We start from the raw sequence: 23,565 nt of genomic DNA on the forward strand, positions 1-23,565 counted from the left end.
CCATCAAGCCTCGCGCATGCGCCGGGCGATGGCGCTGCCGGCGGCGATCGTGGCCGTCAGCGCCACCATCGACAGGAACTGCAGGCGCGTGTGCGATTCACTCAGCAGCAGGCCGAAGATCAGCGCCAGAATCGCCAGTGCACAGCAGGTCAGCCACGGGAAGCCGGCCATGCGGAACGGCAGCCGGGTGCCACGCCGATCCGCGCGGCGGCGCAGCACCAGCTGCGACACCAGCGACAGCGTCCACACCAGCAGGCAGGTGGAACCGACGATGTTCAGCAGCACCGGCAGCACCCGGTCGGGGAACAGCAGTTCCATCACCGTGGCGGCGAAACCGAACAGCACGCTGGCCAGCACGGCAATCACCGGCACCTGGCGCGGATCGGTCCAGCCCAGCACGGCCGGCGCTTCGCGGCGCTGCGCCAGCGAGTACATCATGCGCGAGGCGCCGTAGAGGTTGGCATTGAGCGCCGACAGCAGCGCGATCACCGCGATCAGGGTGATGGCGGTGCCCGCGCCCGGAATACGGGCAATGTCCAGCACGGCGGCGAAGGGCGACTTCAGCGCCTCGCTGGTCCACGGGACCACCGCGATGATCACGCTCAGCGAGCCGATGTAGAACACCAGGATGCGCCAGGCCACGGTGCGGATGGCCCGGGCGATGCTGCGCTCCGGGTCTTCGGTCTCGGCTGCGGCAACGGCCACGATCTCGGTGCCGCCGAAGGCGAACACCACCACCAGCAGCGCCGCGCCGATCCCGGCCAGGCCCTTCGGTGCAAAACCACCGTGTTCGGTGAAGTTGCTCAGGCCCGGGGAGGTCACCTGCGGCAGCCATCCCATCAGCAGCGCCACGCCAATGGCGATGAACGCCAGGATCGCCGCGACCTTGAGGATGGCAAACCAGAATTCGAACTCGCCGAAGTTCTTCACCCCCAGCAGGTTGATCGCGGTGAAGAACAGCATGAAGGCCAACGCCGCCATCGGCACCGGTACGGCCGGCCAGACCGTCGCCAGCAGCCCGGCCGCGCCCACCGCTTCGGCGGCGATCACGATCACCAGCTGCACCCACCACAGCCAGCCCACCGTGGCGCCCGCGGTGGCGCCCATGGCATCGGCGGCATAGACCGAGAACGCGCCACTGGTCGGCTTGGCCGCCGCCATCTCGCCCAGCGCGTTCATGACGATGATCACCAGCGCGCCGGCCACCAGATAGGACACCAGCACCGCCGGCCCGGCGGCCTGCACTCCCACGCCCGAGCCGAGGAACAGGCCGGCGCCGATGGCGCTGCCCAGGCCCATCATGATCAGCTGGCGGGGCTTGAGCGAATGTCCGAGGCGGGACGGCGAAGCGGTCGGAATCGAGTTGGGCATCGGCGGGGCTGGCGGCGGGCTACAGGGGCGACACCTTACCCTGTCCCGTGCCTGCCCGGATAGGCACAGCGCAGCAGCCGGCTCAGGCCAGCGCCGGCTCGCCGATACCACCGCCGATACGGGCGCGATAGGCACGCGGCGAGAAACCGGTTTCAGCCTTGAACTTGCGGGTGAACGCGCTCTGGTCGCTGAAACCGCAGGCCTGGCCGATGCAGGCAATGCTGTCGTCGCCATGCAGCAGGTGCATGGCCATCTGGATCCGAAGCCGGGTCAGCACTTGCTGCGGGGTCATCTGGAACACCTTGCGGAAGCTGCGCTCCAGCTTGGACAGCGAGAAGCCGGTGATGTCCAGCAGCGTCTGCATGCGCACGTTCTCGGCGTAGTGCGCGTTGAGATGGGCCAGCGCCAGCCGCAGCTGTTCGTACTGGGTGCCCAGGCTGTCCTTCTGGCCCAGGTCGCGGGAAATGCCGATCAGGCCCGCGATGGCGCCATCAACCACCAGCGGACGCTTGCAGGTCAGGCACCAGCCCGGTTCGCGGTTGGCGAACAGGTGCAGCTCCATCAGGTTCTCGATCACCTCGCCGGACAGGACGCGGGCGTCCTGGTCGACGTAGTCGGCGCTGAGGCCGGTCGGGTAGATCTCGGCTGCGGTACGCCCGATCACGTCCTTGCGCGCGCGCAGGCCCAGCCGCCGCAGCATGGTCTGGTTGACGTGGGTGTAACGCCCCTGGCGGTCCTTGATGAAGAACAGCACATCCGGGATGGCGTCGAACAGGGCTTCGATGTCGGCGGGCTCGACTCGCATGCGGCAAGCATACCCGAGCCTGCTTTTGCCCGTACGTTCACCTTTGCCGGACCGTGGTTTAACGGGACCGGTCCCAGTGTGGTGGCTCCCCTTGACGATCCGGAGCCACCGTCCATGGCCGCCAGCAAGCCCACCGGCAAGCGCGCAACTGCCCACCCCGAAGACCTGCATCGCGGCCAAGGCGGCGAGCTGCACCTCCAGGCCGGCGGCAGCCACCCGGCAATGACCACCGACCAGGGCATTCCGGTGGCAGACAACCAGAACTCGCTGCGGCAGGGACCGAGGGGTCCTACGCTGCTGGAGGACTTCATCCTCCGCGAGAAGATCACCCACTTCGATCACGAACGCATTCCCGAGCGCATCGTGCATGCCCGCGGCAGCGCCGCGCACGGCTACTTCGAGTTGACCCGTTCGCTGTCGCGCCATACCCGCGCGCGCATCCTCACCGAGGTGGGAGTGAAGACGCCGGTGTTCACCCGCTTCTCGACCGTGGCCGGTGGCGCAGGCTCGGTGGATACCCCACGCGACGTGCGCGGCTTTGCGGTCAAGTTCTATACCAAGGAGGGCAACTGGGATCTGGTCGGCAACAACATCCCGGTGTTCTTCATCCAGGACGCGATGAAGTTCCCGGACCTGGTGCACGCAGTGAAGATGGAGCCGGACCGCGCCTTCCCGCAGGCCGCTTCGGCCCATGACACCTTCTGGGACTTCATTTCGCTGATGCCCGAATCGATGCACATGATCATGTGGGCGATGAGCGACCGCGCCATCCCGCGTTCGCTGCGGATGATCGAAGGCTTCGGTGTGCACAGCTTCCGCCTGCTGAACGAGGCCGGCGAGTCGACGTTCGTCAAGTTCCACTGGCGGCCCAAGCTGGGCATCCAGTCCACGGTCTGGGACGAAGCGTTGAAACTGCAATCGGCCGACAACGACTTCCATCGCCGCGACCTGTTCGAGGCCATCCAGCGCGGCGACTTTCCCGAATGGGAGCTGGCGGTGCAGCTGTTCACCGAAGAAGAAGCCGACGCCTTCCCGTTCGATCACCTGGATCCGACCAAGATCATTCCCGAATCGCTGGTGCCGTTGCAGGTGATCGGGCGCATGGTGCTGGACCGCTGGCCGGACAACTTCTTCGCCGAGACCGAGCAGGTGGCGTTCTGCCCGGCCAACGTGCCGCCCGGCATCGACTTCAGCAACGACCCGCTGCTGCAGGGCCGCCTGTTTTCTTACCTGGACACCCAGCTGCTGCGCCTGGGCGGCCCGAACTTCCACCAGATCCCGGTGAACGCGCCGAAGTGCCCGTTTGCCAATCATCAGCGCGATGGCCACATGCAGATGCAGGTGCCCAAGGGCCGGGTGGCCTACGACCCCAGCTCGCTGCAGGACGACACCCCGCGCGAGACGCCCACCGGCTTCCGCAGCCACGCCAGCGCCGACGATGGCCGCAAGGGCCGCACCCGCGCAGAGAGTTTCGCCGACCACTACAGCCAGGCCCGCATGTTCTTCCGCAGCCTGGAAAAGCCGGAGCAGGCGCACCTGGCATCGGCGCTGGTCTTCGAGTTGTCCAAGGTGGAAACGCTGAAGGTGCGGGTGCGCACGGTCAGCCACCTGCGCAACATCGATGACACGCTGGCGCAGCGCGTGGCCAATGGCCTGGCCCTGCCTGCACTGCCCGACCCCGCGCCAACCGCTACCCCGGTGCGGGACATGCCGCCGGCCCCGGAAGTGCGCGTGATCGGCCGCAACAAGCCCACCCTGCAGGGTCGCTGCATCGGCATCCTGTTCGACGAAGGCTCCGACGCGCGCGTGATTGCCAGCCTGAGCAAGGCGGCCCGGAAGGCAGGTGCAGACGTGAAACTGGTCGCACCAAAAGTGGGAGGCGCCACGCTCAGTGACGGCAGCGTACAGGCCGCCGATGGGCAACTGGCCGGCACGCCATCGGCCGTGTTCGATGCGGTGGCCGTGGTGCTGAGCGTAGAGGCATCAAAGGCGTTGTCGAAAGAGAGCGCCGCCCTGGAGTTCGTCAGCCAGGCGTGGGCACACCTGAAGGCCATCGCCAGCGACGCGGGCGGCCAGGCGCTGCTGAAGGCGGCGCGGGTCGGCAACGACCCCGGCATCGTCGAAGCAGAAGACGCCAAGGCATTCCTGGCGGCGGCCGCCACCCGCCAGTGGGCGCGTGAGCCCAAGCTGCGCCTGCTGGCCTGACCACAACGACAGGAGAATCGTCATGCCCCGTGGTGACAAATCCGCATACACCGAAAAGCAGAAGCGCCAGGCCGAGCACATCGAGGAAAGCGAACGTGATCGCGGCGCGAGTGAAGGCACCGCCGAGCGCATTGCCTGGGCCACCGTGAACAAGCAGGACGGCGGCGGCAAGCGCGCCGGCAGTGCCCGCAAGGGCGCGAAGAAGGCGACCAGCAAGAAGGCTGCCAAGAAGGCGCCTGCCAGGAAGTCGGCCACAAAGAAGGCCGCAACCAAGACGACGGCGGCGAAGAAGGCACCTGCGAAGAAGGCGGTGGCGAAGAAGGCACCGGCTCGCAAGACCGCGACAAAGAAGGCCGCAAAGAAGACGGCGAAGAAGGCTGCGGCCAAGAAGACGGGTACGGCCGCCTCGCGGAGCGCCGCCGCGAAGAAGGCAGCCGAGACGCGGGCCGCGAAGAAGACCGTGCGCAAGGCGGCGGCGAAGAAGGCTGCGCGTACGCGTGCGCGCGGCTGAAGCGTCGGTCAGGAGGGGAGCGTCCTCATCCATGCAGCAACTTCGGCTGCGGCTGCGTGAGCACGGGCCTGCAGCAGCAGATGGGGCCCTTCCAGCGATACGTGCCGGGCGTCGGGCAACAAGAGCTGCAGCTCGGCCACGCTGGGCGGCCACAACAGGTGGTCCTGTCGTGCATGCAGGCATAGCGTCGGCAGCGTGAGCTTCGGCAACTGCGCGCGGACATCGATCTGCAGTGTCGCCGCAGCGCGCTGCCGCAGCATCGCGGCCGGCGCCGCAGCGATCGCATGTCGCAGCTCGCGAAGGTTCATGCGTGTCCGCCAATGCCCCAGCAGAAGCCGGGCCAGCAACGCCAGCGGCGGCCGTGGCCATGCGGGGGCAAGCAAGCGTGCGCTCGCCGCTGGCAGCGGCACCGGTCGCCGCGCGAAAGTCGTACTCAGTATCAATCCGCGCAATCCCGGCGGTGAAGCCGCCGCCAGTTCGATGGCCAGTGGCCCGGCAAACGATTCAGCCAGCAGCACAAAGGGAGCGATGGGAAGCTGCGGACGCAGGATCGACGCCAACGTAACGTAGTCCTGTGGCCCCTGCATGGGTAGCGGCAGCACCTGCACGGTAACTCCCTGGCCCTGCATCGCCTCCACGAAGCATGTCGACAGCAGGCCGCTGCCATCCAGCCCCGGCAGCATCACGATCGGGAGCATCACGGCGCTCATCACATTGCTCACCTTCCAGGCCCCTTCGCACGATTCCCTGCCCCGCAGCTTCGCTTATCGGCTCGACCCAGGGAAGTGCACGCCGCTGATCGCGGCGCTACCCTGATGGCCCCTGACGGAACAGAGAAGGTGGCATGCGCAAGCCCCGCTGGCTCAGCTTGACCGGCATCGCCCTATGCGCGCTCTATCTCGCGCTGACCGCCTGGCTGGTGTTCGATGCCCGGTCCAACAGCGACCCCAAGAGCGCCTACATCCTCATGCAGCTGCCGGTGATGCTGCAGACCGCAGCACTCAACGCCATCGGCGTAGGAAGCTGGCTTTCCGGAATGACCTGGATGACCGTCTACCTCCTGGTGATTCCCCCCACGCTTGGGGTGCTTTACGTGCTTGGGGCCATGCTCGGCAGCGTCCTGGAGCAATGAGGGCGATCCTCCCTTCTGCCTGAGCGGGCGATGGCAATACGGCCGCTCAAGGCGGCCGTATTCCTGTCACTGCACTGGCAGCCCGCTCAGGCTGCGCGACGGGGCACAGCAGAGACCACCGCGCCTTCCACCTTGAATACCGCCACCGACGTGGTCAGCGCATGCGCCTGTTCTTCCAGCGCGCGGCTCGCGGCAGTGGCTTCTTCCACCAGGGCCGCGTTCTGCTGGGTCACCTGGTCCATCTGCACCACCACCTGGTTGACCTGCTCGATGCCGGCGGCCTGCTCCTTGCTGGCCGCTGCGATGTCGCTCATCAGCTGGGTGGTACGCGAACTGGCCTGGGCCACGCGCGCGATTGCAGCTTCGGATTCAACGGTCACCGCCAGGCCACTCTTCACCTTGGCAGCAGCGTCTTCGATCAGCTCCTTGATTTCCTTGGCGGCGACACCGGCACGCTGCGCGAGCGTACGCACCTCGCTGGCGACCACCGCAAAGCCACGCCCCTGCTCGCCCGCGCGCGCGGCTTCCACTGCAGCGTTCAGTGCGAGGATGTTGGTCTGGAACGCGATGCCGTCGATCACCGTCGAGATTTCCGAAATGCGTGCCGAAGACTGATCGATCTCGCCCATCACCGAGGCCATCTGTGCCATTGCCTGCTCGGTCTCGCGCACAGCGGCACCGGCGGCACGCGCTTCACTGTCGGCCTGCCGCGCCAGTTCGGCGTTCTGGCGTACGGTCGAGGTCAGTTCCTCCATCGACGCGGCGGCCTCCTCCAGGTTGGCCGCCTGCTGTTCGGTGCGGCGCGAGAGGTCGTTGTTACCGGCCGCCAGTTCCTGCGCGGCATTGTTGATGCTGTCGGCGGCGGCCTGGATGCCCTGCACGATGCCGGTCAGCTGCGCGGTGGTGGTATTGGCGTCGTCACGCATGCGGGCGAACACGCCGTCGTACTCGCCATCCATGCGCGCGGTCAGGTCGCCGTGCGAAATCGCGCGCAGCACGTCGGAGACATCGGCGATGCTGGCCTGCGAACTGGCCATCATGCCGTTGAGGTGCTCGACCATTGCCTTGAACTGGAACTGGAACGCAGCCGCATCACCACGCATGCTGAAGTCACCGGCGCGAGCGGCGCGGGCCAGTTCATCAATCTGCGCGTTGATCGCCATCAAGCTCTGCTTCACTGCAGCCAGCGTACGGGTCAGCGTGGCCTTCTCGCCCGGGTAGTCAGGCAGATCACGGCTGAGGTCACCGATGGCGTAGCGCTGCATCACCTCGGCCATCAGCAGTTCCACCTCAACGTGCGATTCGACCAGGCTGTTGGTCGCCTGCACCATGCGGCCGAAATCGCCGGGGAAGGCTCTGGCGTCCATGCGATAGCGGATCGCACCGGCCTCGTGCTGCTCGGCCATCTGCAGCTGCGCGCCGATCGCCGCCTGCACGCTCTGGCGGACGCTGGCCATGGCCTCGCCCAGCTGGGTCAGCTCGTCGCGGCCACCGAGGCGGAACTCCTGGTCCAGCTGGCCCTTGGACAGCCGCTCGGCCAGGTTCACCGCGCGCGCCAGCGGGCCGGTCAGGCTGCGGCCGATCATCACCGAGGCAGCGATGCCCGCCAACAGCGCGACGCCGCCCAGCACCAGCAGCTGCAACAGGCTGCGCTCGCCCAGTCGGATCGCTTCGGCAGCAGCCTTGCGGCTTTCCTTTTCCTCGAAGTCCACGCCGTCCGACAGCGCCTTGTTCCAGCCGTTGGCCGCGTCCTGCACCGGGCCCAGGGTAAGCGCCACGGCACCCGGATAGTCGCCCTTCTCCATCAGCTCGCTGGTCTGCTTGTTGAGCGGGCGTGCGATGGCTCGCTTGGCGGCGATGGTTTCCGCAATGGCTTTGCCTTCGGCATCACCCGGAAGCGCCTGGTAGGCGGACCAGCTGGCCTCGTAGCGCTTGACCAGATCGGCAATGCGCTTCTCGTCGCTGCTGCGGTCGTCACCTTGGCGGATCAGCATCTCGCGGCGCACCACCATCATCTGGTTGTTGGCATCGAGCATCTGCGACAGCAGGCGCACCTTGGCCACGCTGATATCGACCACCTGCTGCATCGCGCGCTTCTGCACGACGCTGGCGGTGGCCCCGGTGGCGACCACGGCGGCAACCAGCAGCAGCAACAGGCCAAAGCCCAGCCCAAGACGCCAGGCAACCCTGACATTCCTCAAGTAGTTCATCGGTACATCCAAAACGGGGGGATGCGCCCTTATCGGCGTGGCCCGAAGCGCCTTGATGGGAGCTGCCACGCTCGTCCGGGTGCGGTTCAGAGAGGTGATGGCGTCAATTCCTGGCGCTAGCGACCCTAAAGTTCCCTTCCATGCTGCCAAGGGTGCCCGCCTACATCGTGGCCCCTTAGAATCGAATCGATCCTTGAAGATGAATGGATACATCTGATGAGCCACGATCTTCCCCACCAGTTGATTATTTTCGGCCCACCGGGAACCAGCAAGAGTTACAAGGCCCGGTATGAGAAGACGCCGATGCTCGGCATTCGCCCGGACGAGGTCATCCCCGTGACGTTCCACGCCGAGTTTGGTTACGGCGATTTCGTCTCCCGCCTGTTGCCACTGTCCGAGGGCAACAAGGTCCATTACCAAGTGCATGCCGGCCCCTTCATCCGCGCGTTGGCACTTGCCCTACACCGTTCAGAGCATGGCACGGCCGATTCGCCGCCTCGCAACGTTGTCCTGCTCATTGACGAAATCAACCGCGGCAACTGCGCGGAAATCTTCGGCGACATCTTCCAGCTGCTGGACCGTGACGATGACGGACAATCCAGCTATTCCGTCTGTGCCTCGAAACTGACGGTGCAGGCGCTGATCAACGAGATCCGCGAACTTGAAGCTCGTGATGACAGAGACTCCTCCACGCTGATCGGTCGTATCGAAGATGAGCGCATGCTGAGGCTTCCGGCGAATCTCTACCTGATCGGGACCATGAACACTGGCGACGAATCGATCTTCTTCATGGACTCTGCATTCAAGCGCCGCTGGAATTTCCAGTTCAGTCCAGCCGAGTTCAATGCAGTTCCCGCTGCGCAGGCCAATACAACGATCGAAGGCCACCCATCGGTTACCTGGAAGATGCTGGTGGATGCTCTCAATGCGATGATCGTCGAGAAATGCACCTCTCCGAATCTCGACGACAAACTGATCGGCCCCTGGTTCATCAAGGCGCGGGCCATCGCTGCAACAACACCACCCGCGACGCTGGAACAGACGCACGCTGCATCGATTGCCGAACTGCGCAAGCTTGCCCCAGGTGCTGCGGAGTACATGCAGGGCGCGGACTACAGCCAGAGGTTCGACGATGCATTCTGCAAGCTCCGGAAATCCTGCAATGCCGAGACCTTGAAGGCAATCGACACACTCTCGGGCTTTGACGAGTCCGCCAAGCGCAAATTGAAGACTATTGCCTTTGCCATCAGCGGCTCATCCCCCTACTACAAGTCAAAGATAAACTTCCAGAAGACCAAGGACGGGATGCTCATTGAGGATTTCGTCGAAGCGCTTGCCGTGACGCAGGAAGTCCATCCCATTGCCCACCATATCGCCGCCAGTGATATCGAGGGAAAGCTATTCCTCTACCTGTGGGACAACGTCTTCGAAAGGGACAAGTCCCCACTTGCAGAATGGCTGCGTATTCCCCCGGAATCACTGAGGACCTTCGGACAGTTTTCCGCCCGACGCGATGACTTCATCCGCAGCTTCACTGTTTCGGAAGATCTGCATGCAGCTGCATGACGTCAGCGTCGTCGCGGCTGGGTCCAGCGCTGTGGGCCTGTTCGTGGAAGATGGGCGCACCGAGCTGCGCGTGCCGCATGGCATGCCGACCTCCACCGCGCCCCGCGACGCATTCCGTCTGCTCTACCTGGCTTTCGCCGCTTTCAGGAATGTCCAATCAGATCTCGGACATGCACCGCAGCAGGACGGCATTGAGGCAGACACGCATGGACGTGGACTTGCAGCGGCCCCCGCTTCGTTCGTCGACGCCATTGCCATCGACTCGCTGTTCAACCATTCCAATCCACTTCGACTGCTTTCACTTCGCTCACAGATGGCGCGGCGGCAGGATGGCAATCTGAAGTACGCTGACCGCCAGCTTCACCATGCATTGTTCAACGACGACGACGCCCCCTTCTTTCCGAAGCTTCCCACCCGGCGAAGCGTATGCGAACGCGGGACCGCCGACATCGTCGGCCTGTATTTTTTTCTCGCTGACGACTTCTATCGCAACCTGCTGCAGATCGATCCCGGCATCATCTGGGGACGCTTCACCATGGATGCCGTACAGCGCGCAACGGACTTCCGCCATCGCCATCTGCGCGAGGGTGACTCGCTGCATGAAGGTGATGCCTGGGCACAGGAGCTGCTGCTGCGGCGACTCCAGCAACTCCTGAGAACGTGCTACCGGCAGGCAACGCTGCGCAGCGCGGAGTTTCTTTCGCTGCATGCAGCACTGGAACGCTACCTTCATCCCGCGCTCGCAGGTAGTGTGCAGCAGGGCCAGGTCTGGGGCATGCGGGATTTCTGGCCTGTCTGGGAATCCATGTGCCTGCATGATGCCCTGCAACAGGCGAGCGACACGCACGGCACATCCGTCGTCACCTGTGACAGTACTTATCTCCCATCCCACCCCATCGCCATCGAGCAACGGGACACCTGGGGACAGCGACAGCATTCAATGTTCGCCCATAACGGACTCTGTCGCCGTCCCGACCTGTTGCTGCAACGCGGCTCCGCGTACACCGTGGTCGATTTCAAGTACTACCCCATCGCACCCGACTGGCATCAGCGAAGCCGTCGCGACGAAGACGAGAAGGCGCCCGCCTTGAAGGAGAAAGCGCAGAAGGATCTGGACAACATTGAGTTGTATGGACTTCTGCTGCACCGTCACCTTGCTGCGGTGGAGCAGGTATCGGCAACGATCACCCTGGAGTTCTGGCTCCCCGGAGGCGAAGTGCAGCGGATTCACATCCGCAGCTCGCCTGCCTGGAACCCACCACTAGAGGTAGTGACTCTTCCTCTGCCGGACATGATCAGGCGCTACGGAGAGCGACATGCCTTCAGCATGCGCGGCAACCACGCGCATGCAGTTGCCAAAGCTGCGTGAAGACACACTGCTCAGGTGTGGGTCAGGCTTTTCACGCGGGCTGCTCGTGCTCCGCTGGCATGGTGGACGGGCATCCCCTTGGAGCCGCCCATGCTTTCAGCCCGCGTCGCTTTGCTGTCCCTCACCTTGCTGGCACCTTATGTCTTTGCGCAGGCTGCGCCTCTTGGCCTTCCCGCCCCGATCGCTGAAAAAGCCGGGCCGGACACGGCAGCACGCTCCGCCCTGCACGCCCAGGTGCTGCTGGATCGCGCGAATTTCTCCCCCGGCCAGATCGACGGCGAAGTGGGCAGCAACCAGCGGCGCGCGGTGTCGGGTTTCCAGGCGGCGCACGGCCTGACCGTCACCGGTGAACTGGACGACGCGACCTGGAAGGCCCTGCAGGCCGATACAGTCACCCCCCTGGCCAGCTACACGCTGACCAGCGAGGATGTCGCCGGGCCGTTCCAGGCGGTGCCGAAGGGCCCCGCCGCACAGGCCAAACTGAAATCGCTGGGCTTCAACAACGTCGAAGAGTCGCTGGGCGAACGCTTCCACGCATCCCCTGAGCTGTTGAAGCTGCTCAATCCGGGCGTGGACCTGAGCAAGGCCGGCAACCGCATCCAGGTGCCCAACATCGCACCATCGGCACTGCCGAAGGCAGCGAAGGTGGTCGTCGACAAATCCGACTCGACCCTGCAATTGCTGGATGCCCAGGGCAAGGTGATCGCGCAGGTGCCTGTCTCATCCGGCAGCCAGCATGATCCGCTGCCGATCGGCGAATGGAAGATCCTGGGCGTTTACCGCGACCCGCCGTTCCACTACAACCCCAAGCTGTTCTGGGATGCGCGCAAGGGCGAAAAGAAGGCGACGCTGCCGCCGGGCCCGAACAATCCGGTCGGCCGGGTCTGGATCGACCTGTCCAAGCCACACTACGGCCTGCATGGCACGCCCGAGCCCGGGCATGTCGGCAAGACCGAGTCACATGGCTGCGTGCGCATGACCAACTGGGATGCACTGCGCGTGGCCGACGCAGTAGACAGCTCGGTACCCGTGCTGATGCAGGAGTGAACCGATGCGCCTTTCTCAGCTGATCGTGCTGGGCGTGCTGCTGGGACTGGGGGCCGGCTGGTGGCTGCACCGCGATGCAGGCGAGCCGGTAGCCGCCTCGCTGCCGGAAGCACAACCGGCAGCTGCTGTGGCGCCGGCGAAGGAATCCGTAGCGCCGCTCGCCACGGCCCCTGTCCCCGCCGCCACCCCACCGTCAGCCGCGCGGTCTGCGGATGCGCCGTCCGGCCTGCTGCTGCCGGTACAGGGCGTCGCGGCCTCGCAGCTGCGCGACACCTTCACCGATGCGCGCAGCGAAGGCCGCGTGCACGATGCCATCGACATCCTGGCCGATGCCGGTACGCCGGTACTCGCGGTGGCTGATGGCACGGTGGAAAAACTGTTCGACAGCAAACGCGGCGGCTTGACGATCTACCAGTTCGAGCCCAGCGGACGCTGGTGCTACTACTACGCGCATCTGCAGCGCTATGCCGACGGCCTGGCGGAAAAGCAGGTGATCAAACGCGGGGAGGTGATCGGCTACGTCGGCAGCACCGGCAACGCCAGTGCCGACGCGCCGCATCTGCATTTCGAGGTGCATGTGCTGGGGCCGGAAAAACAGTGGTGGAAGGGAGAGTCGATCAATCCCTATCCGCTGCTGAAATCGGCGGCACTGATGCCCGGCGCTGCCAGCGCCGCAACGCCAAAGTGATGACAGCCAACGCAGCCCCAGGAATCAGCAGCAACAGCGACGCCCTCTTCCAGAGGAAGAACGGCCACAGCCAGAGGTAATCGAGGTCGGTCAGCTTCAGCAGATCCAGCGGAGGCTGCAGCTCGATGTCTGCCGGTTGCCCCGCCAGCGCCGGGTCCACCTCCAGCACCGTTACCCGCAACCATGAGCGGTCGCGTGGCAATGCGTCGCCGCGGCCGTGAAGTCTCCATGATCGGTGGGCGTATCGATGCGCAGCAGCACCCCTGGGTCCGCCCCTGTAGCGCACGTTGACACCCTGGTCATCGCGTCGCTTTCCCGCTGGCTCCTGCCGCTCAATAACGAAAAAGCCCCGCTTTCGCGGGGCTTTTTGCGGTCACCTATGCCGGAAAGCGCCCGGCGTTACCTCAGGCGAACGGATCCTGCAGCACCATGGTGTGGTCGCGGTCCGGGCCGGTGGAGACGATGCTGATCGGGCAGCCGGCCAGCTCTTCCAGCGAACGCAGGTAGGCGCGTGCGGCCGGCGGCAGGTCGTCCCACTGGGTGATGCCGTGGGTGTTCTCGCTCCAGCCCGGGAACTCCAGGTACACCGGGGTGCATTCTTCCCAGCCCTGCGCGTCCAGCGGCGCGTACTCGGTGCGCTTGCCGTTGTATTCGTAGGCGATGCAGACCTTCAGCTTTTCCATGCCGTCCAGCACGTCCAGCTTGGTGATGCACAGGCCGCTGATGCCGTTGATGGCCACCGCACGCTTCAGCGCGACGATATCCATCCAGCCGCAACGACGCGGACGGCCGGTCGACGCACCGTACTCGGCGCCGCGGTCACGGATGCCCTGGCCGATTTCGTCGTCCAGCTCGGTCGGGAACGGGCCGCCGCCGACGCGGGTGGCGTAGGCCTTGGCGATGCCCAGCACGTAGTCGATCGAATCAGCACCGACGCCGGAACCGGCCAGCGCACCACCGACGGTGGTGTTGGAGCTGGTGACGTACGGGTAGGTGCCGTGGTCGATATCCAGCAGCGCACCCTGCGCACCTTCGAACAGCACGCGCTTACCCTGCTTGCGCAGGTCGTGCAGGATGCCGGCCACGTCGGACTTCATCGGCTGCACGTATTCGCCGAAGGCCAGTGCTTCGTCGAAGGTCTTCTGGAAATCGACCGCATCGGTATTCAGATACTTGGTCAACACGAAGTTGTGGTAATCCAGCGCGGTGCGCAGCAGTTCTTCCAGCTGCTTGGGGTAATGCAGGTCGGCGATGCGGATGCCGCGACGTGCCACCTTGTCTTCGTAGGCCGGGCCGATGCCGCGCCCGGTGGTGCCGATCGCCTTGCCACCGGCGGCGCGCTCGCGCGCCTGGTCCAGGGCGATGTGGTACGGCATGATCAGCGGCGCGGCCGGGGAGATCTTCAGGCGCGAACGCACTTCCACACCGGAGGCTTCCAGCTCGGCGATTTCCTTCTGCAGCGCAGCCGGCGAGATCACCACGCCGTTGCCGATCAGGCACAGCGCGTCGTCACGCAGGATGCCCGACGGGATCAGGTGCAGGACGGTCTTCTTGCCGTTGATGACCAGGGTGTGGCCGGCGTTGTGGCCGCCCTGGAAGCGCACGACGGCGCCGATTTCCTCAGTGAGCAGATCGACGATCTTGCCCTTGCCTTCATCGCCCCACTGGGCACCCAACACTACGACAGACTGACCCATGACGGGCTCCTCGATTTGTTGCGGCCATCGGGGCCGCGGACGGGTAAACCGTGGCGGGGCTGGCCAGCACCTGGAGGGCGGCTCCAAACGGGGAGCGGCCGGCGATGGAAGGCCCAGACACGGAAAAAGCCGAACGGGGAGGCCCGTCCGGCTTTTGTGCATTATCCGGGTTTCCGGGGTCCGCTGCCACCTTTCCGACGGACGGCTTCACCGGCCGGTCAGCCGCCCCGCCCGGTCGTGCCGGCCGCTCAGGCCCCACCCGGTAGTGCCGGCCGCTGGCCGGCAATCCCGGGATGCCGGCCAGCGGCCGGCACTACCCTGCTAGTGGCGCGCCCACCACAGCAGGCTCAGGCCGGCCAGCAGCACCAGCCCCCCGAAGCTGCGCAGGGCCGGGCTGGGCAGGTCCAGCAGGCGTTCGGCCATGCGCTTCCAGGCAAACGGCGCAACGAACAGGAACAGGCCTTCCAGCACCGCCACCAGGCAGACGGCGGCGAACAGATCTTTCATGGGGGAACTCCGGAAAAAGCACGGGGCCCGGCAGTTGGCCGGGCCCCGTGGGGTAATGCCCTGCGACCTCAGCGGTCGTTCTTCAGGTATTGCAGGAACGGGTCGTTCTTGTCGAGCACGATCACGCCGTTGCCGTCGGTCATGGAGCCGCGGTACGCCTCCAGGCTGCGGTAGAACGCGTAGAACGACGGATCAGCCGAACCGGCCTTGCCGTAGATGCGGGTGGCTTCCGCGTCACCTTCACCGCGCAGGCGCTGTGCATCGCGCTCGGCCTCGGCGATCAGCACGGTGCTGTCACGGTCGGCCTGGGCGCGGATGGTCAGCGACTGCTCCTCGCCTTCCGCGCGCAGCTTGGCCGCTTCCTGCTTGCGCTGGGCACGCATGCGCTCGTACACATCGTTGATGACCTGGCTGTCGGTCGGCAGGTCCACCTGCTTGATGCGCAGGTCGATCATCTGCATGCCCAGGCCCGCCACGGCCTCGTTGATCCCCTTCAACTGCTCGGCGATCAGCTCGCTGCGGTCGCCGGACACCAGCTGCTGCAGGGTGCGCGAGTTGATCTGGTTGCGCAGCGAATCGGTGATGATCGGCGCCAGGCGGGCGTTGGCCACGCGCGGGTCGCCGCCGGTGGCGCGGAAGTAGTCACCTACGTTGGAGATGTAGCCGATGGCGAAGAAGTCGACGCTGACGTCCTTCTGCTCGGCGGTGAAGTAGCGTGCCGGCGCGGTGTCGAGCACCTGGAAGCGGCGGTCGAAGACCTTCACCGTTTCCACCACCGGCACCTTGAAGTGCAGGCCCGGCTTGATGTCCGAACGCACCACCTTGCCCAGGTTCAGCACCATGGCGGTCTGGTCCTCGCGGACCACGTACACCGAGCCGAGCAGGCCCAGCACCACCGCCACGATCACGGCGATCCAGATTGGACTCTTCATCGGCTGCCCTCCTCACGGCCGCTCGGTCGCCCGGTCGGGCGGCCCACCGGCCGGCCCGGATCACGGGAAGCTTCCACCGCTGCACCAGGCAGCGACGGCATGACCACGTCCGGGTTGGCCACGGCGGCCGGAGCCGACGTGCTCGGACGGGTATCGCCGGTCATCGGCACGTAGATCAGCTGGCGTCCATCACCACCGATCACCTTGCGGTTCTCGCTCAGCACCTGCTGCACCGTCTCCAGCCACAGGCGCTTGCGGGTCACTTCCGGCGCGTCCTTGTACTGGGCCTGCAACAGGCTGAAGCGCTGCGCGTCACCCTCGGCCTTGGAAACCACGGCCTGCTTGTAGCCTTCGGCGGTGGTACGGGCGCGCGAGGCCTGGCCACGGGCCTCCGGCACGACCTTGGCGGCGTACGCCTGGGCTTCGTTGATCAGGCGCTCCTTGACCTGCTGGGCACCGTTGACCTCGTCGAAGGCCGGCTTCACTTCTTCCGGCGGACGGGCGTCCTGCAGGGTCAGGCCGGTCACGGTCAGGCCGGTCTTGAATGCCTTCAGCAGCGCCTGCAGGCGCTCCTCGGCGGCCACGGCCAGCGGGCCACGGTTGTTCAGCACGGCATTGAGGTCGGCGCGGCCGACTTCCTCGCGTACCGCGCTCTGCGCCGACTGCTCCAGTACCTGGTTGGCATCGACGGTGCCGAACAGGTACTGCTGCGGATCGTCGATGCGGTACTGGACGTTCAGCGACACGTTGACGATGTTCTCGTCGCGGGTCAGCACCGGCACCTGGATCGAGAACGTCTTGATCTCGGTGGCGTTGACCTTGGTGACCGATTCGATCGGCCACGGCAGCTTGAAGTTCGGGCCGGGCTGCAGGATGCGCGAGAACTGGCCGAAGCGCAGCACCACGCCGCGCTGCTGTTCGCCGATCAGCTGGAAGCTGGAGAACAGCACCAGCAGCACCACGGCGGCCACCACCCAACGCACGATGCCGCCGTCGAACAGGTCCTTCAGCGGCCCGGGCAGTCCGCCCCAGCCACCACCATTGCCACCGCCGCGCGACCCGAACGGCCCGCGTCGATTGTCCTCGGGGCCTTGTCCGCCCTTGTTGCCGCCGGGTGTATTCCAGGCCATGCACGCTCCATCAAGATGTGGGCTGCGGCGCGGGCCCTTCCCGCGGCGCCAGCCGTGAAACCATCACCGATCATACAAGATGGGGCGGATCGGCAGGATCGAAAGGGGGCCGACGGGGTAAGGTGGCGTTTTCCTCGAAGTCAGGCAACGCCGATGGCCCCCACCACCCCGTTCACCGCCTTCCGCATCGAAAACGACGACGCCGGCTACCGCAGCGGCCTGGCCCAGCTCGGGATCGACGACCTCAATCCCGGGCAGGTGCTGATCCGCGCCCAGTGGTCTTCGGTCAACTACAAGGATGCCCTGGCCGGCACCGGCAAAGGGAAGATCCTGCGCCGCTTCCCGCTGGTGGGGGGTATCGATGTGGCCGGCACGGTGGTTGCCAGCACCGATCCGGACTGGCGTGAAGGCGATGCCGTGCTGGCCACCGGCTGCGGCCTCAGCGAGACCCGCGACGGCGGCTACAGCCAGTATGTGCGGCTGGAGTCGCGTGCAGTGATCGCGCAGCCGGCCGGGCTGAGCGCGCGCGAGGCGATGGTACTGGGCACCGCTGGATTCACTGCGGCGCTGGCCCTGCTGCGCATGCAGGACAACCGGCAGACCCCGGCGCTTGGTCCGCTGGCGGTCACCGGCGCCAGCGGCGGTGTCGGTGCGCTGGCCCTGTCGATCTTCAGCCGTGCCGGTTACACGGTGCATGCGGTCAGCGGCAAACCGGACCAGGCCGACTTCCTGCGCAGCATCGGCGCCACCGAAGTACTGCCGCGCGAAGCGCTGGCCGATACCGCTGCGCTGCAATCGGCGCGCTTCGGCGGGGGCCTGGACAATGCGGGCGGTGCGATGCTGGCCGGCCTGCTGGCGCAGACGGTGCCCTATGGCAGCGTGGTCAGTGCGGGCCTGGCGGCCAGCCCGGCGCTGGACATGACGGTGATGCCGTTCATCCTGCGCGGCGTATCGCTGCTGGGCGTGGCCTCGGCCAATGCACCGCGCAACCTGCGCGAGGACGTGTGGGCGCGGCTGGGAGACGAGTGGAAACCGCAGCACCTGGACCGCATCTGCACCGCCGAGGTGGGCCTGGATGGCCTGCCGGCGGTGTTCGAGCGGATGCTGTCCGGTGGTTCGCTGGGGCGCACCGTAGTGCGGATCGACTGAACGTCGCAGGCAGGCGACGGACGGCAATCGCGCCCCTCCCGCCGGTAAGGTGCCCGCACTACACTGCGGGCATTACATGGGGAACAACATGGCACGCATTCTGATCGTCGACGACTCACCGTCGCAGCTGTTGGGGATACAGCGCATCGTCGAGAAGCTCGGGCACCAGATCCTGACCGCCACCGATGGCGCCGCAGGGGTCGAAACCGCCAAGGCCGAACTGCCCGACCTGGTCCTGATGGACGTGGTGATGCCCAACCTCAATGGTTTCCAGGCCACCCGCACCCTCGCCCGCGACGAGGCGACCCGGCATATCCCGGTGATCCTGGTGACCACCAAGGACCAGGACACCGATCGCATGTGGGGCATGCGCCAGGGCGCCAAGGCCTACATCACCAAGCCGTTCTCGGAAGACGAGCTGTCCGAGGTGCTGGAGCGCGTGTTCGCCGGGCAGGGCTGAACGCGCGGTGGTGCCGGCCGCTGGCCGGCAACCATGCATCGCCGTCCAGGGCAATGAAGTTGCCGGCCAGCGGCCGGCACTACCTTCAAATGGCCTCGCCGAAGGCCTTGGCCAGATTGCGGTAGGCCTTCTTCTGCGCCTCGTCGGTCGCGGCCGGCGCCACGATCTCGATTTCGACGATCTGGTCGCCCTCCGGGTTGCCCGGCAGGCCACGCCCGCGCAGGCGCAGCTTGCGGCCGGCATCCGAATCGGCCGGGATCTTCAGTTCCACCGCGCCGCCCAGGGTCGGCACGCTGATGCTGGTGCCCAGCGCGGCCTGCCACGGCGTGAGCGGCAGCGTATAGAGGATGTTGCGGCCGTCGACTTCGAACTGCGGGTGCGCGGCGTACTCCACCTCCAGCAGAAGGTTGCCGCCATGGTTGCCCTGTCCGGCCAGGCGGATCACCTGGCCCGGGCGGATGCCCTTGGGCACGCGCACATCCAGCTGCTTGCCGTTGACGGTGATGCGCAGGCTGTCGCCGCTGTAGGCCGCTTCCAGCGGCACCGACAGCTTGGCGCGGGTGTCGCGGTTGGGCGCGTGGCCCTGGCTGCTGAAGCCCGGGCCCGCGCCGGCACCGCCGCGCTGGCGCGCGAACAGGCTTTCGAAGAAGTCGCTGAAGCCGCCGTTGGCGCCACCGCCACCGAACACTTCCTCGAAATTGAAGCCTCCGGCACCGCCGTAGTTCGGCGGCACGTTGAACTCCTCGCCCGGGCGATAGCCCTGTGCGCGCAGCTGGTCGTAGGCCGCGCGCTTTTCCGGATCGCGCAGTGCCTCATAGGCCTCGTTGACCGCCTTGAACTTGTCCTCGGCCCCGGCCTCCTTGCTGACGTCCGGGTGGTACTTGCGTGCCAGCCGGCGGTAGGCGGTCTTGATCTCCGCCTCGCCCGCGCTCGGTTCCACCCCCAGGGTGGCGTAGTAATCCTTGAATTCCATCCAGCTACCTCGATTCGCTTCGGCCGCGCCGGTGGCGCCGCCCCGGGTTCATTCTACGCGCCGGCGATGCTACGCCGCCCCTCGTGCGGCCCCGGTGAGGCCGACTGATCCTGCGCAATGCCGCTGCCCTGCCGATGCACCACGCTAGGGCTGGAAGCCCCCGCCACGAGGCCTGAAGATGGGGCCTGCACACCGGGTTTCCAATGTCTTGACGCCCCTGTCCCATCCGGCCCACTAGCCTGCCCCCAGCAAGGAGTTCACCATGACCATCCACGTCGGCGACCGCATTCCGGAAGTGACCCTCAAGCGCATCCGCGAGGGCATCGAAACGCTTGATACGCATTCGCTGTTCGACGCCCGCAAGGTCGTGCTGTTTGCGGTGCCCGGCGCGTTCACGCCCACCTGCTCGGCCCGCCACCTGCCCGGCTACGTCGAAAAATTCGAGGCCTTCCGCCAGCGCGGCATCGATGTCTACTGCATGGCGGTCAACGACCCATTCGTGATGAAAGCCTGGGCAGCCGACCAGAAGGTGCCCGACGGCCTGCTGATGCTGTCCGACGGCAATGCCGAGCTGACCCGCGCATTGGGCCTGGAGCTCGATGCCAGCGCCTCGGGCATGGGCATCCGCTCGCGGCGCTTCGCGCTGTACGTGGTCGATGGCGTGGTGCGCGCCGCCTGGATCGAACAGCCCGGCCAGTTCGAGATGTCGTCCGCCGAATACGTACTTGAACACCTGCCCACCTGACCCCCCATTGCAAAAGGAAACGGCCAGCCATGTCCAGCAAGCCAGCCAAAGCCAGCAAGCCCGCCGCCGGGATTCCCGGCATCAGTGACCGCCAGACCCTGCGCGAGCGTGCTCGGCACAACATCGAAGACGGCGCGATCACCGACAGCTACAGCGCCGACCGCAAGGTCGTGATCAAGCTGCTCAACGATGCCCTGGCCACCGAGTACGTGTGCGTGCTGCGCTACTACCGGCACTATTTCATGGCCAAGGGCATGCTGGCCGACGCGGTCAAGGCCGAGTTCCTGGAGCATGCGCAGCAGGAGCAGGCGCACGCCGGCAAGCTGGCCGAGCGCATCGTGCAGCTTGGCGGCGAGCCGGACTTCAACCCGGACACGCTGACCGCGCGCTCGCACGCCGAGTACAAGGAAGGCAGCGACCTGCGCGACATGGTGCGCGAGAACCTGGTCGCCGAGCGGATCGCCATCGACAGCTACCGCGAGATGATCAACTTCATCGGCGACCGCGATACCACCACCAAGCGCATCCTTGAAGAGATCCTGGCGCAGGAGGAAGAACACGCCGACGAGTTCGCCGACCTGCTGGAAGGGTGGATCGGGGAATAGCGGCGCGGCGCTCCCTGTAGAGCCGAGCCCATGCCCGGCTGCACAACGGCGTGGCCGGCCCCGACCAGGGCCGGCACCTACCGGAGGACGTTGAACCTGACCTGCGTCCACGCGCCGTCGGCCGCCAGCGCGGTCAGGGTATGTGCGCCCGGCTCGGCGAACTCGCGCTGCATCAACTGCGCGCCGTGGGTCTGCGCGATCCAGCGGCCATCCAGCAACCAGTCCACGGCCTGCTCGCTGCCCAGCGCGCGCAGCTGCAGGCGCACCCCGTGTTCGGCATTCGGCGCGCGCGCCAGCGTCGCGCCGTCATTGAGCCCGTCCACGTGCAGCGCCACGCTGGCCTCGCGGCCGTCGTCGCGGCAGTCCGGTGACAGCGCTGGCAGCTGTGACGCCTCGCGCGTGGCCCTGGACAACCACGGCGAGAGCAGTGCCGGCCAGCGTGCAATCTCGCGCGCCACTTCCTCATGCGGAAGACGGCAGTCAGCGGACACGCGCAGGCCGGTCCGCACATCGGCCAGGTAGCGCTGCCGGCCCGGTTGCCACCGCCGCGCCTCGCGCTCGGGGAAGGTCGGCGGTGCTGCGCCTTCCAGCAGATAGGCCGACATCCGCCGCTGGCAGAGTGCCGCCGGCAGGCCCTCGGCACGTTCGCCGGTGGGCCAGCAGACATCCTCCTGGCTGACGCTGGCCGGCATCGGCGCGGCCGCCGAGTCACCCCGCTGGCGCGGCAGGCTGTCCACCACTTCGAACATCAGCGGCAGCGCGGTGACCGCGCCATACTGGCCCGGCAAGGGTGTGCCGTCCGGCCGGCCCACCCACACGCCCACGGTGTAGTGGCGGGTGCTGCCGATCGCCCACGCATCGCGATAGCCATAGCTGGTACCGGTCTTCCAGGCCACGCGCGGGCGGCCACCGACATCGAACGTCCCTGCGCTGTACCCCGGGCGCGGGTTCGATTCCAGCATCTCGCGCACGATCCAGCTGGCACCCGGCGAGGCCAGGCGCCGCTCGATCATCGGCTCGTCGTCGGTGTAACGCACGCGGCCGGCAATGCCGTTGCGGTTGAGCGCGGCGAACGCGCCGACCAGGTCTTCCAGGCGTGCGCCGGTTCCGCCCAGGATCAGCGACAGATTGGGCGTGCTGCCTGGCGGGAAGCGCAGCTGGATGCCCGCGTGCGACAGGCGTGCGGCGAAGCGCGCGGCGCCGACCCGCTGCAGCAGGTCAACCGAGGGCACGTTCAGTGACAACCGCAACGCGCTGGACGCGCCGATCGGCCCATTGAAGGCCATGTCGAAGTTGCCGGGGCGATAGCTGCCGAAACTCTGCGGCGCGTCGACCAGCAGGCTTTCCGAATGGATCAGGCCATCGTCCAGCGCCATGGCATACAGGAACGGCTTGAGCGTCGAGCCCGGCGACCGCCAGGCCTGCACCATGTCCACGTGGCCCAGCCGCTGGCGGTCACCGAACGCCAGCGTGCCGACATAGGCACGCGCCTGCAGGGTCTGGTTGTCGACCACCAGCAGGGCCGCCGAGGTACGTTCGGGCAGCGTCGAGAAATAGCTGGCCACGCGCTCTTCCAGCGTGCGCTGCAAGCCGACGTCGATGCTGCTCTGGATGCGTGCCTGGCCTGGATGGGCCGAGTGCAGGCGCTGTGCCAGCAACGCGGCATGCAGCGGCGGCCGCAGCGAGCGTGCGACCACGTTCTCGATGCGCGCATCTTCCACGTCTTCCGCCGTCCACGCGCCCAGTTCGGCCATGCGGGACAGCACCTTGTCGCGCGCCTTCTGCGCTGCTTCCGGGTGGCGGTCCGGGCGCAGCCGGCTCGGCGCCTGCGGCAGCACTGCCAGCAACGCGGCCTCGGCATGTGACAGCTGCGCCGCCGGCTTGCCCAGGTAGGCCCAGCTGGCGGCCTCCACACCCTCGATGGTGCCGCCGTAGGGCGCGCGCTCCAGATACAGGGCCAGGATCTGCGGCTTGCTCAGGTGCACTTCCAGCTGCACCGCGCGCAGCATCTGCTTGAGCTTGCCCCACGGCGTGCGTGAGTGCGGGTCGAGGATGCGTGCCACCTGCATGGTCAGGGTCGAGCCACCGGAAACGATGCGGCCCCCACGCAGCAGCTGGCCGCCGGCACGCACGATCGCCACCGGGTTGATGCCCGGATGGCGCCAGAACCAGCGGTCTTCGTAGGTCAGCAACGCCTGCAGGTACAGCGGCGAAACGCTGTCGATCGAGGCCGGATAGCGCCACACGCCCTCGGCATCGGCGAACGCACGCAGTGGCGTGCCGTCGGCAGCCACCACCAGGGTGCTGGTATCGCGCTGTTTCGGCAGCGGCGGTGGGAAGGCGAAATCCAGCACCAGCAGCAGCGCCAGCGTGGCGGCCGTGCCCCAGCGCAGCCATGGCCACAGCGGCCGCAACCAGCGGCACAGCGCCGCCAGCCGGGTCGTCATCGTGTTCTTCATTGCA

Annotated in this window: 21 protein-coding genes; 11 read left to right on the plus strand and 10 right to left on the minus strand. The window is 66.5% G+C overall.

Annotated elements, in window-relative coordinates; all coding sequences use genetic code 11:
- Positions 1 to 3: 3 nt before the first annotated feature.
- Together AC5P9I_RS02705 and AC5P9I_RS02710 are read right to left on the minus strand one after the other, a co-directional pair.
- Complete coding sequence (locus tag AC5P9I_RS02705; protein ID WP_049468828.1) at positions 4 to 1,371, minus strand: amino acid permease; 1,368 nt, start codon at positions 1,369 to 1,371, stop codon at positions 4 to 6.
- Between the two features lie 82 nt (positions 1,372 to 1,453).
- Positions 1,454 to 2,176, minus strand: a complete 723-nt coding sequence (locus tag AC5P9I_RS02710; RefSeq protein ID WP_049468825.1) for a helix-turn-helix transcriptional regulator — start codon at positions 2,174 to 2,176, stop codon at positions 1,454 to 1,456.
- 114 nt (positions 2,177 to 2,290) lie between these two features.
- Between AC5P9I_RS02710 and AC5P9I_RS02715 the strand changes: the two genes are divergently transcribed.
- A complete protein-coding gene (locus AC5P9I_RS02715; RefSeq protein WP_049468823.1) occupies positions 2,291 to 4,381 on the plus strand; it encodes a catalase in 2,091 nt (696 codons plus the stop codon).
- A gap of 22 nt (positions 4,382 to 4,403) precedes the next feature.
- Positions 4,404 to 4,892, plus strand: a complete 489-nt coding sequence (locus tag AC5P9I_RS02720) for a hypothetical protein (protein ID WP_049468821.1) — start codon at positions 4,404 to 4,406, stop codon at positions 4,890 to 4,892.
- A gap of 8 nt (positions 4,893 to 4,900) precedes the next feature.
- Here AC5P9I_RS02720 and AC5P9I_RS02725 read toward each other — a convergent pair whose 3' ends face one another.
- Positions 4,901 to 5,602, minus strand: coding sequence for an alpha/beta fold hydrolase (locus AC5P9I_RS02725; RefSeq protein ID WP_049468820.1), 702 nt, complete (start codon positions 5,600 to 5,602; stop codon positions 4,901 to 4,903).
- 134 nt (positions 5,603 to 5,736) lie between these two features.
- Between AC5P9I_RS02725 and AC5P9I_RS02730 the strand changes: the two genes are divergently transcribed.
- Positions 5,737 to 6,024 carry a hypothetical protein gene (locus tag AC5P9I_RS02730; RefSeq protein WP_053461057.1) on the plus strand — a complete coding sequence of 96 codons (288 nt, stop codon included), beginning with the start codon at positions 5,737 to 5,739 and terminating at the stop codon, positions 6,022 to 6,024.
- Positions 6,025 to 6,110: 86 nt separating this feature from the next.
- Here AC5P9I_RS02730 and AC5P9I_RS02735 read toward each other — a convergent pair whose 3' ends face one another.
- Positions 6,111 to 8,234: a methyl-accepting chemotaxis protein gene (locus AC5P9I_RS02735; RefSeq protein WP_049468816.1), complete on the minus strand. Its 2,124-nt coding sequence runs from the start codon at positions 8,232 to 8,234 to the stop codon at positions 6,111 to 6,113.
- A 216-nt stretch (positions 8,235 to 8,450) separates the two neighbouring features.
- Here AC5P9I_RS02735 and AC5P9I_RS02740 point away from each other — a divergent pair, with 216 nt between their 5' ends.
- The 4 genes from AC5P9I_RS02740 (at position 8,451) to AC5P9I_RS02755 (ending at position 12,904) form a co-directional block, all read left to right on the plus strand.
- Positions 8,451 to 9,800: an AAA family ATPase gene (locus AC5P9I_RS02740; protein ID WP_049468814.1), complete on the plus strand. Its 1,350-nt coding sequence runs from the start codon at positions 8,451 to 8,453 to the stop codon at positions 9,798 to 9,800.
- Entirely contained in the window at positions 9,787 to 11,169 is a 1,383-nt protein-coding gene (locus AC5P9I_RS02745) for a hypothetical protein (RefSeq protein ID WP_187756708.1), read from the plus strand. Before AC5P9I_RS02740 ends, AC5P9I_RS02745 begins: the two co-directional genes overlap by 14 nt.
- Positions 11,170 to 11,259: 90 nt before the next feature.
- Entirely contained in the window at positions 11,260 to 12,216 is a 957-nt protein-coding gene (locus tag AC5P9I_RS02750) for a L,D-transpeptidase family protein (RefSeq protein ID WP_049468810.1), read from the plus strand.
- 4 nt (positions 12,217 to 12,220) lie between these two features.
- Positions 12,221 to 12,904, plus strand: a complete 684-nt coding sequence (locus tag AC5P9I_RS02755) for a M23 family metallopeptidase (protein WP_049468808.1) — start codon at positions 12,221 to 12,223, stop codon at positions 12,902 to 12,904.
- Positions 12,905 to 13,308: 404 nt separating this feature from the next.
- Here the strand turns inward: AC5P9I_RS02755 and AC5P9I_RS02760 are convergent, their stop codons facing one another.
- From AC5P9I_RS02760 to hflK, 4 genes are all read right to left on the minus strand, one after another.
- Positions 13,309 to 14,601 (minus strand): adenylosuccinate synthase, encoded by a 1,293-nt coding sequence (locus AC5P9I_RS02760; RefSeq protein ID WP_049468806.1) that lies wholly within the window; start codon positions 14,599 to 14,601, stop codon positions 13,309 to 13,311.
- 321 nt (positions 14,602 to 14,922) lie between these two features.
- Complete coding sequence (locus AC5P9I_RS02765) at positions 14,923 to 15,108, minus strand: DUF2065 domain-containing protein (RefSeq protein ID WP_005410640.1); 186 nt, start codon at positions 15,106 to 15,108, stop codon at positions 14,923 to 14,925.
- 68 nt (positions 15,109 to 15,176) lie between these two features.
- On the minus strand, positions 15,177 to 16,040 hold the full coding sequence (gene hflC, locus AC5P9I_RS02770) for a protease modulator HflC (protein WP_014648031.1): 864 nt from the start codon (positions 16,038 to 16,040) through the stop codon (positions 15,177 to 15,179).
- Positions 16,037 to 17,170, minus strand: a complete 1,134-nt coding sequence (gene hflK / locus AC5P9I_RS02775; RefSeq protein ID WP_057493463.1) for an FtsH protease activity modulator HflK — start codon at positions 17,168 to 17,170, stop codon at positions 16,037 to 16,039. Before hflK ends, hflC begins: the two co-directional genes overlap by 4 nt.
- Before the next feature lie 153 nt (positions 17,171 to 17,323).
- On the opposite strand from hflK, the gene AC5P9I_RS02780 reads away from it, so the two are divergent.
- Both AC5P9I_RS02780 and pilH read left to right on the plus strand, forming a co-directional pair.
- Complete coding sequence (locus AC5P9I_RS02780; RefSeq protein ID WP_049468802.1) at positions 17,324 to 18,319, plus strand: YhdH/YhfP family quinone oxidoreductase; 996 nt, start codon at positions 17,324 to 17,326, stop codon at positions 18,317 to 18,319.
- An 88-nt stretch (positions 18,320 to 18,407) separates the two neighbouring features.
- Positions 18,408 to 18,779, plus strand: a complete 372-nt coding sequence (gene pilH, locus AC5P9I_RS02785; RefSeq protein ID WP_005410644.1) for a twitching motility response regulator PilH — start codon at positions 18,408 to 18,410, stop codon at positions 18,777 to 18,779.
- A gap of 85 nt (positions 18,780 to 18,864) precedes the next feature.
- On the opposite strand, the gene AC5P9I_RS02790 is transcribed toward pilH, so the two are convergent.
- Complete coding sequence (locus tag AC5P9I_RS02790; protein WP_049468800.1) at positions 18,865 to 19,752, minus strand: DnaJ C-terminal domain-containing protein; 888 nt, start codon at positions 19,750 to 19,752, stop codon at positions 18,865 to 18,867.
- 262 nt (positions 19,753 to 20,014) lie between these two features.
- Here AC5P9I_RS02790 and AC5P9I_RS02795 point away from each other — a divergent pair, with 262 nt between their 5' ends.
- Positions 20,015 to 20,497 (plus strand): peroxiredoxin, encoded by a 483-nt coding sequence (locus tag AC5P9I_RS02795; RefSeq protein ID WP_049468797.1) that lies wholly within the window; start codon positions 20,015 to 20,017, stop codon positions 20,495 to 20,497.
- 29 nt (positions 20,498 to 20,526) lie between these two features.
- Positions 20,527 to 21,102, plus strand: coding sequence for a ferritin-like domain-containing protein (locus AC5P9I_RS02800; protein WP_049468795.1), 576 nt, complete (start codon positions 20,527 to 20,529; stop codon positions 21,100 to 21,102).
- A gap of 77 nt (positions 21,103 to 21,179) precedes the next feature.
- Here the strand turns inward: AC5P9I_RS02800 and pbpC are convergent, their stop codons facing one another.
- On the minus strand, positions 21,180 to 23,561 hold the full coding sequence (pbpC, locus tag AC5P9I_RS02805) for a penicillin-binding protein 1C (RefSeq protein WP_049468793.1): 2,382 nt from the start codon (positions 23,559 to 23,561) through the stop codon (positions 21,180 to 21,182).
- Positions 23,562 to 23,565 lie beyond the last annotated feature (4 nt).

The sequence above is a fragment of the Stenotrophomonas sp. YJH_SMC_29 genome (genome assembly GCF_059371235.1).

Bases quoted from the DNA above. Each gene is read 5' to 3' on its own strand.
- AC5P9I_RS02730 (WP_053461057.1), top strand. From the start codon at position 5,737: ATGCGCAAGCCCCGCTGGCTCAGCTTGACCGGCATCGCCCTATGCGCG.
- AC5P9I_RS02795 (WP_049468797.1), top strand. From the start codon at position 20,015: ATGACCATCCACGTCGGCGACCGCATTCCGGAAGTGACCCTCAAGCGC.
- AC5P9I_RS02735 (WP_049468816.1), bottom strand. From the start codon at position 8,234: ATGAACTACTTGAGGAATGTCAGGGTTGCCTGGCGTCTTGGGCTGGGC.
- AC5P9I_RS02780 (WP_049468802.1), top strand. From the start codon at position 17,324: ATGGCCCCCACCACCCCGTTCACCGCCTTCCGCATCGAAAACGACGAC.
- AC5P9I_RS02705 (WP_049468828.1), bottom strand. From the start codon at position 1,371: ATGCCCAACTCGATTCCGACCGCTTCGCCGTCCCGCCTCGGACATTCG.
- AC5P9I_RS02750 (WP_049468810.1), top strand. From the start codon at position 11,260: ATGCTTTCAGCCCGCGTCGCTTTGCTGTCCCTCACCTTGCTGGCACCT.
- hflC (WP_014648031.1), bottom strand. From the start codon at position 16,040: ATGAAGAGTCCAATCTGGATCGCCGTGATCGTGGCGGTGGTGCTGGGC.
- pbpC (WP_049468793.1), bottom strand. From the start codon at position 23,561: ATGAAGAACACGATGACGACCCGGCTGGCGGCGCTGTGCCGCTGGTTG.
- AC5P9I_RS02720 (WP_049468821.1), top strand. From the start codon at position 4,404: ATGCCCCGTGGTGACAAATCCGCATACACCGAAAAGCAGAAGCGCCAG.
- AC5P9I_RS02725 (WP_049468820.1), bottom strand. From the start codon at position 5,602: ATGAGCGCCGTGATGCTCCCGATCGTGATGCTGCCGGGGCTGGATGGC.
- AC5P9I_RS02800 (WP_049468795.1), top strand. From the start codon at position 20,527: ATGTCCAGCAAGCCAGCCAAAGCCAGCAAGCCCGCCGCCGGGATTCCC.
- AC5P9I_RS02760 (WP_049468806.1), bottom strand. From the start codon at position 14,601: ATGGGTCAGTCTGTCGTAGTGTTGGGTGCCCAGTGGGGCGATGAAGGC.
- AC5P9I_RS02755 (WP_049468808.1), top strand. From the start codon at position 12,221: ATGCGCCTTTCTCAGCTGATCGTGCTGGGCGTGCTGCTGGGACTGGGG.
- pilH (WP_005410644.1), top strand. From the start codon at position 18,408: ATGGCACGCATTCTGATCGTCGACGACTCACCGTCGCAGCTGTTGGGG.
- AC5P9I_RS02790 (WP_049468800.1), bottom strand. From the start codon at position 19,752: ATGGAATTCAAGGATTACTACGCCACCCTGGGGGTGGAACCGAGCGCG.
- AC5P9I_RS02740 (WP_049468814.1), top strand. From the start codon at position 8,451: ATGAGCCACGATCTTCCCCACCAGTTGATTATTTTCGGCCCACCGGGA.
- AC5P9I_RS02745 (WP_187756708.1), top strand. From the start codon at position 9,787: ATGCAGCTGCATGACGTCAGCGTCGTCGCGGCTGGGTCCAGCGCTGTG.
- hflK (WP_057493463.1), bottom strand. From the start codon at position 17,170: ATGGCCTGGAATACACCCGGCGGCAACAAGGGCGGACAAGGCCCCGAG.
- AC5P9I_RS02765 (WP_005410640.1), bottom strand. From the start codon at position 15,108: ATGAAAGATCTGTTCGCCGCCGTCTGCCTGGTGGCGGTGCTGGAAGGC.
- AC5P9I_RS02710 (WP_049468825.1), bottom strand. From the start codon at position 2,176: ATGCGAGTCGAGCCCGCCGACATCGAAGCCCTGTTCGACGCCATCCCG.
- AC5P9I_RS02715 (WP_049468823.1), top strand. From the start codon at position 2,291: ATGGCCGCCAGCAAGCCCACCGGCAAGCGCGCAACTGCCCACCCCGAA.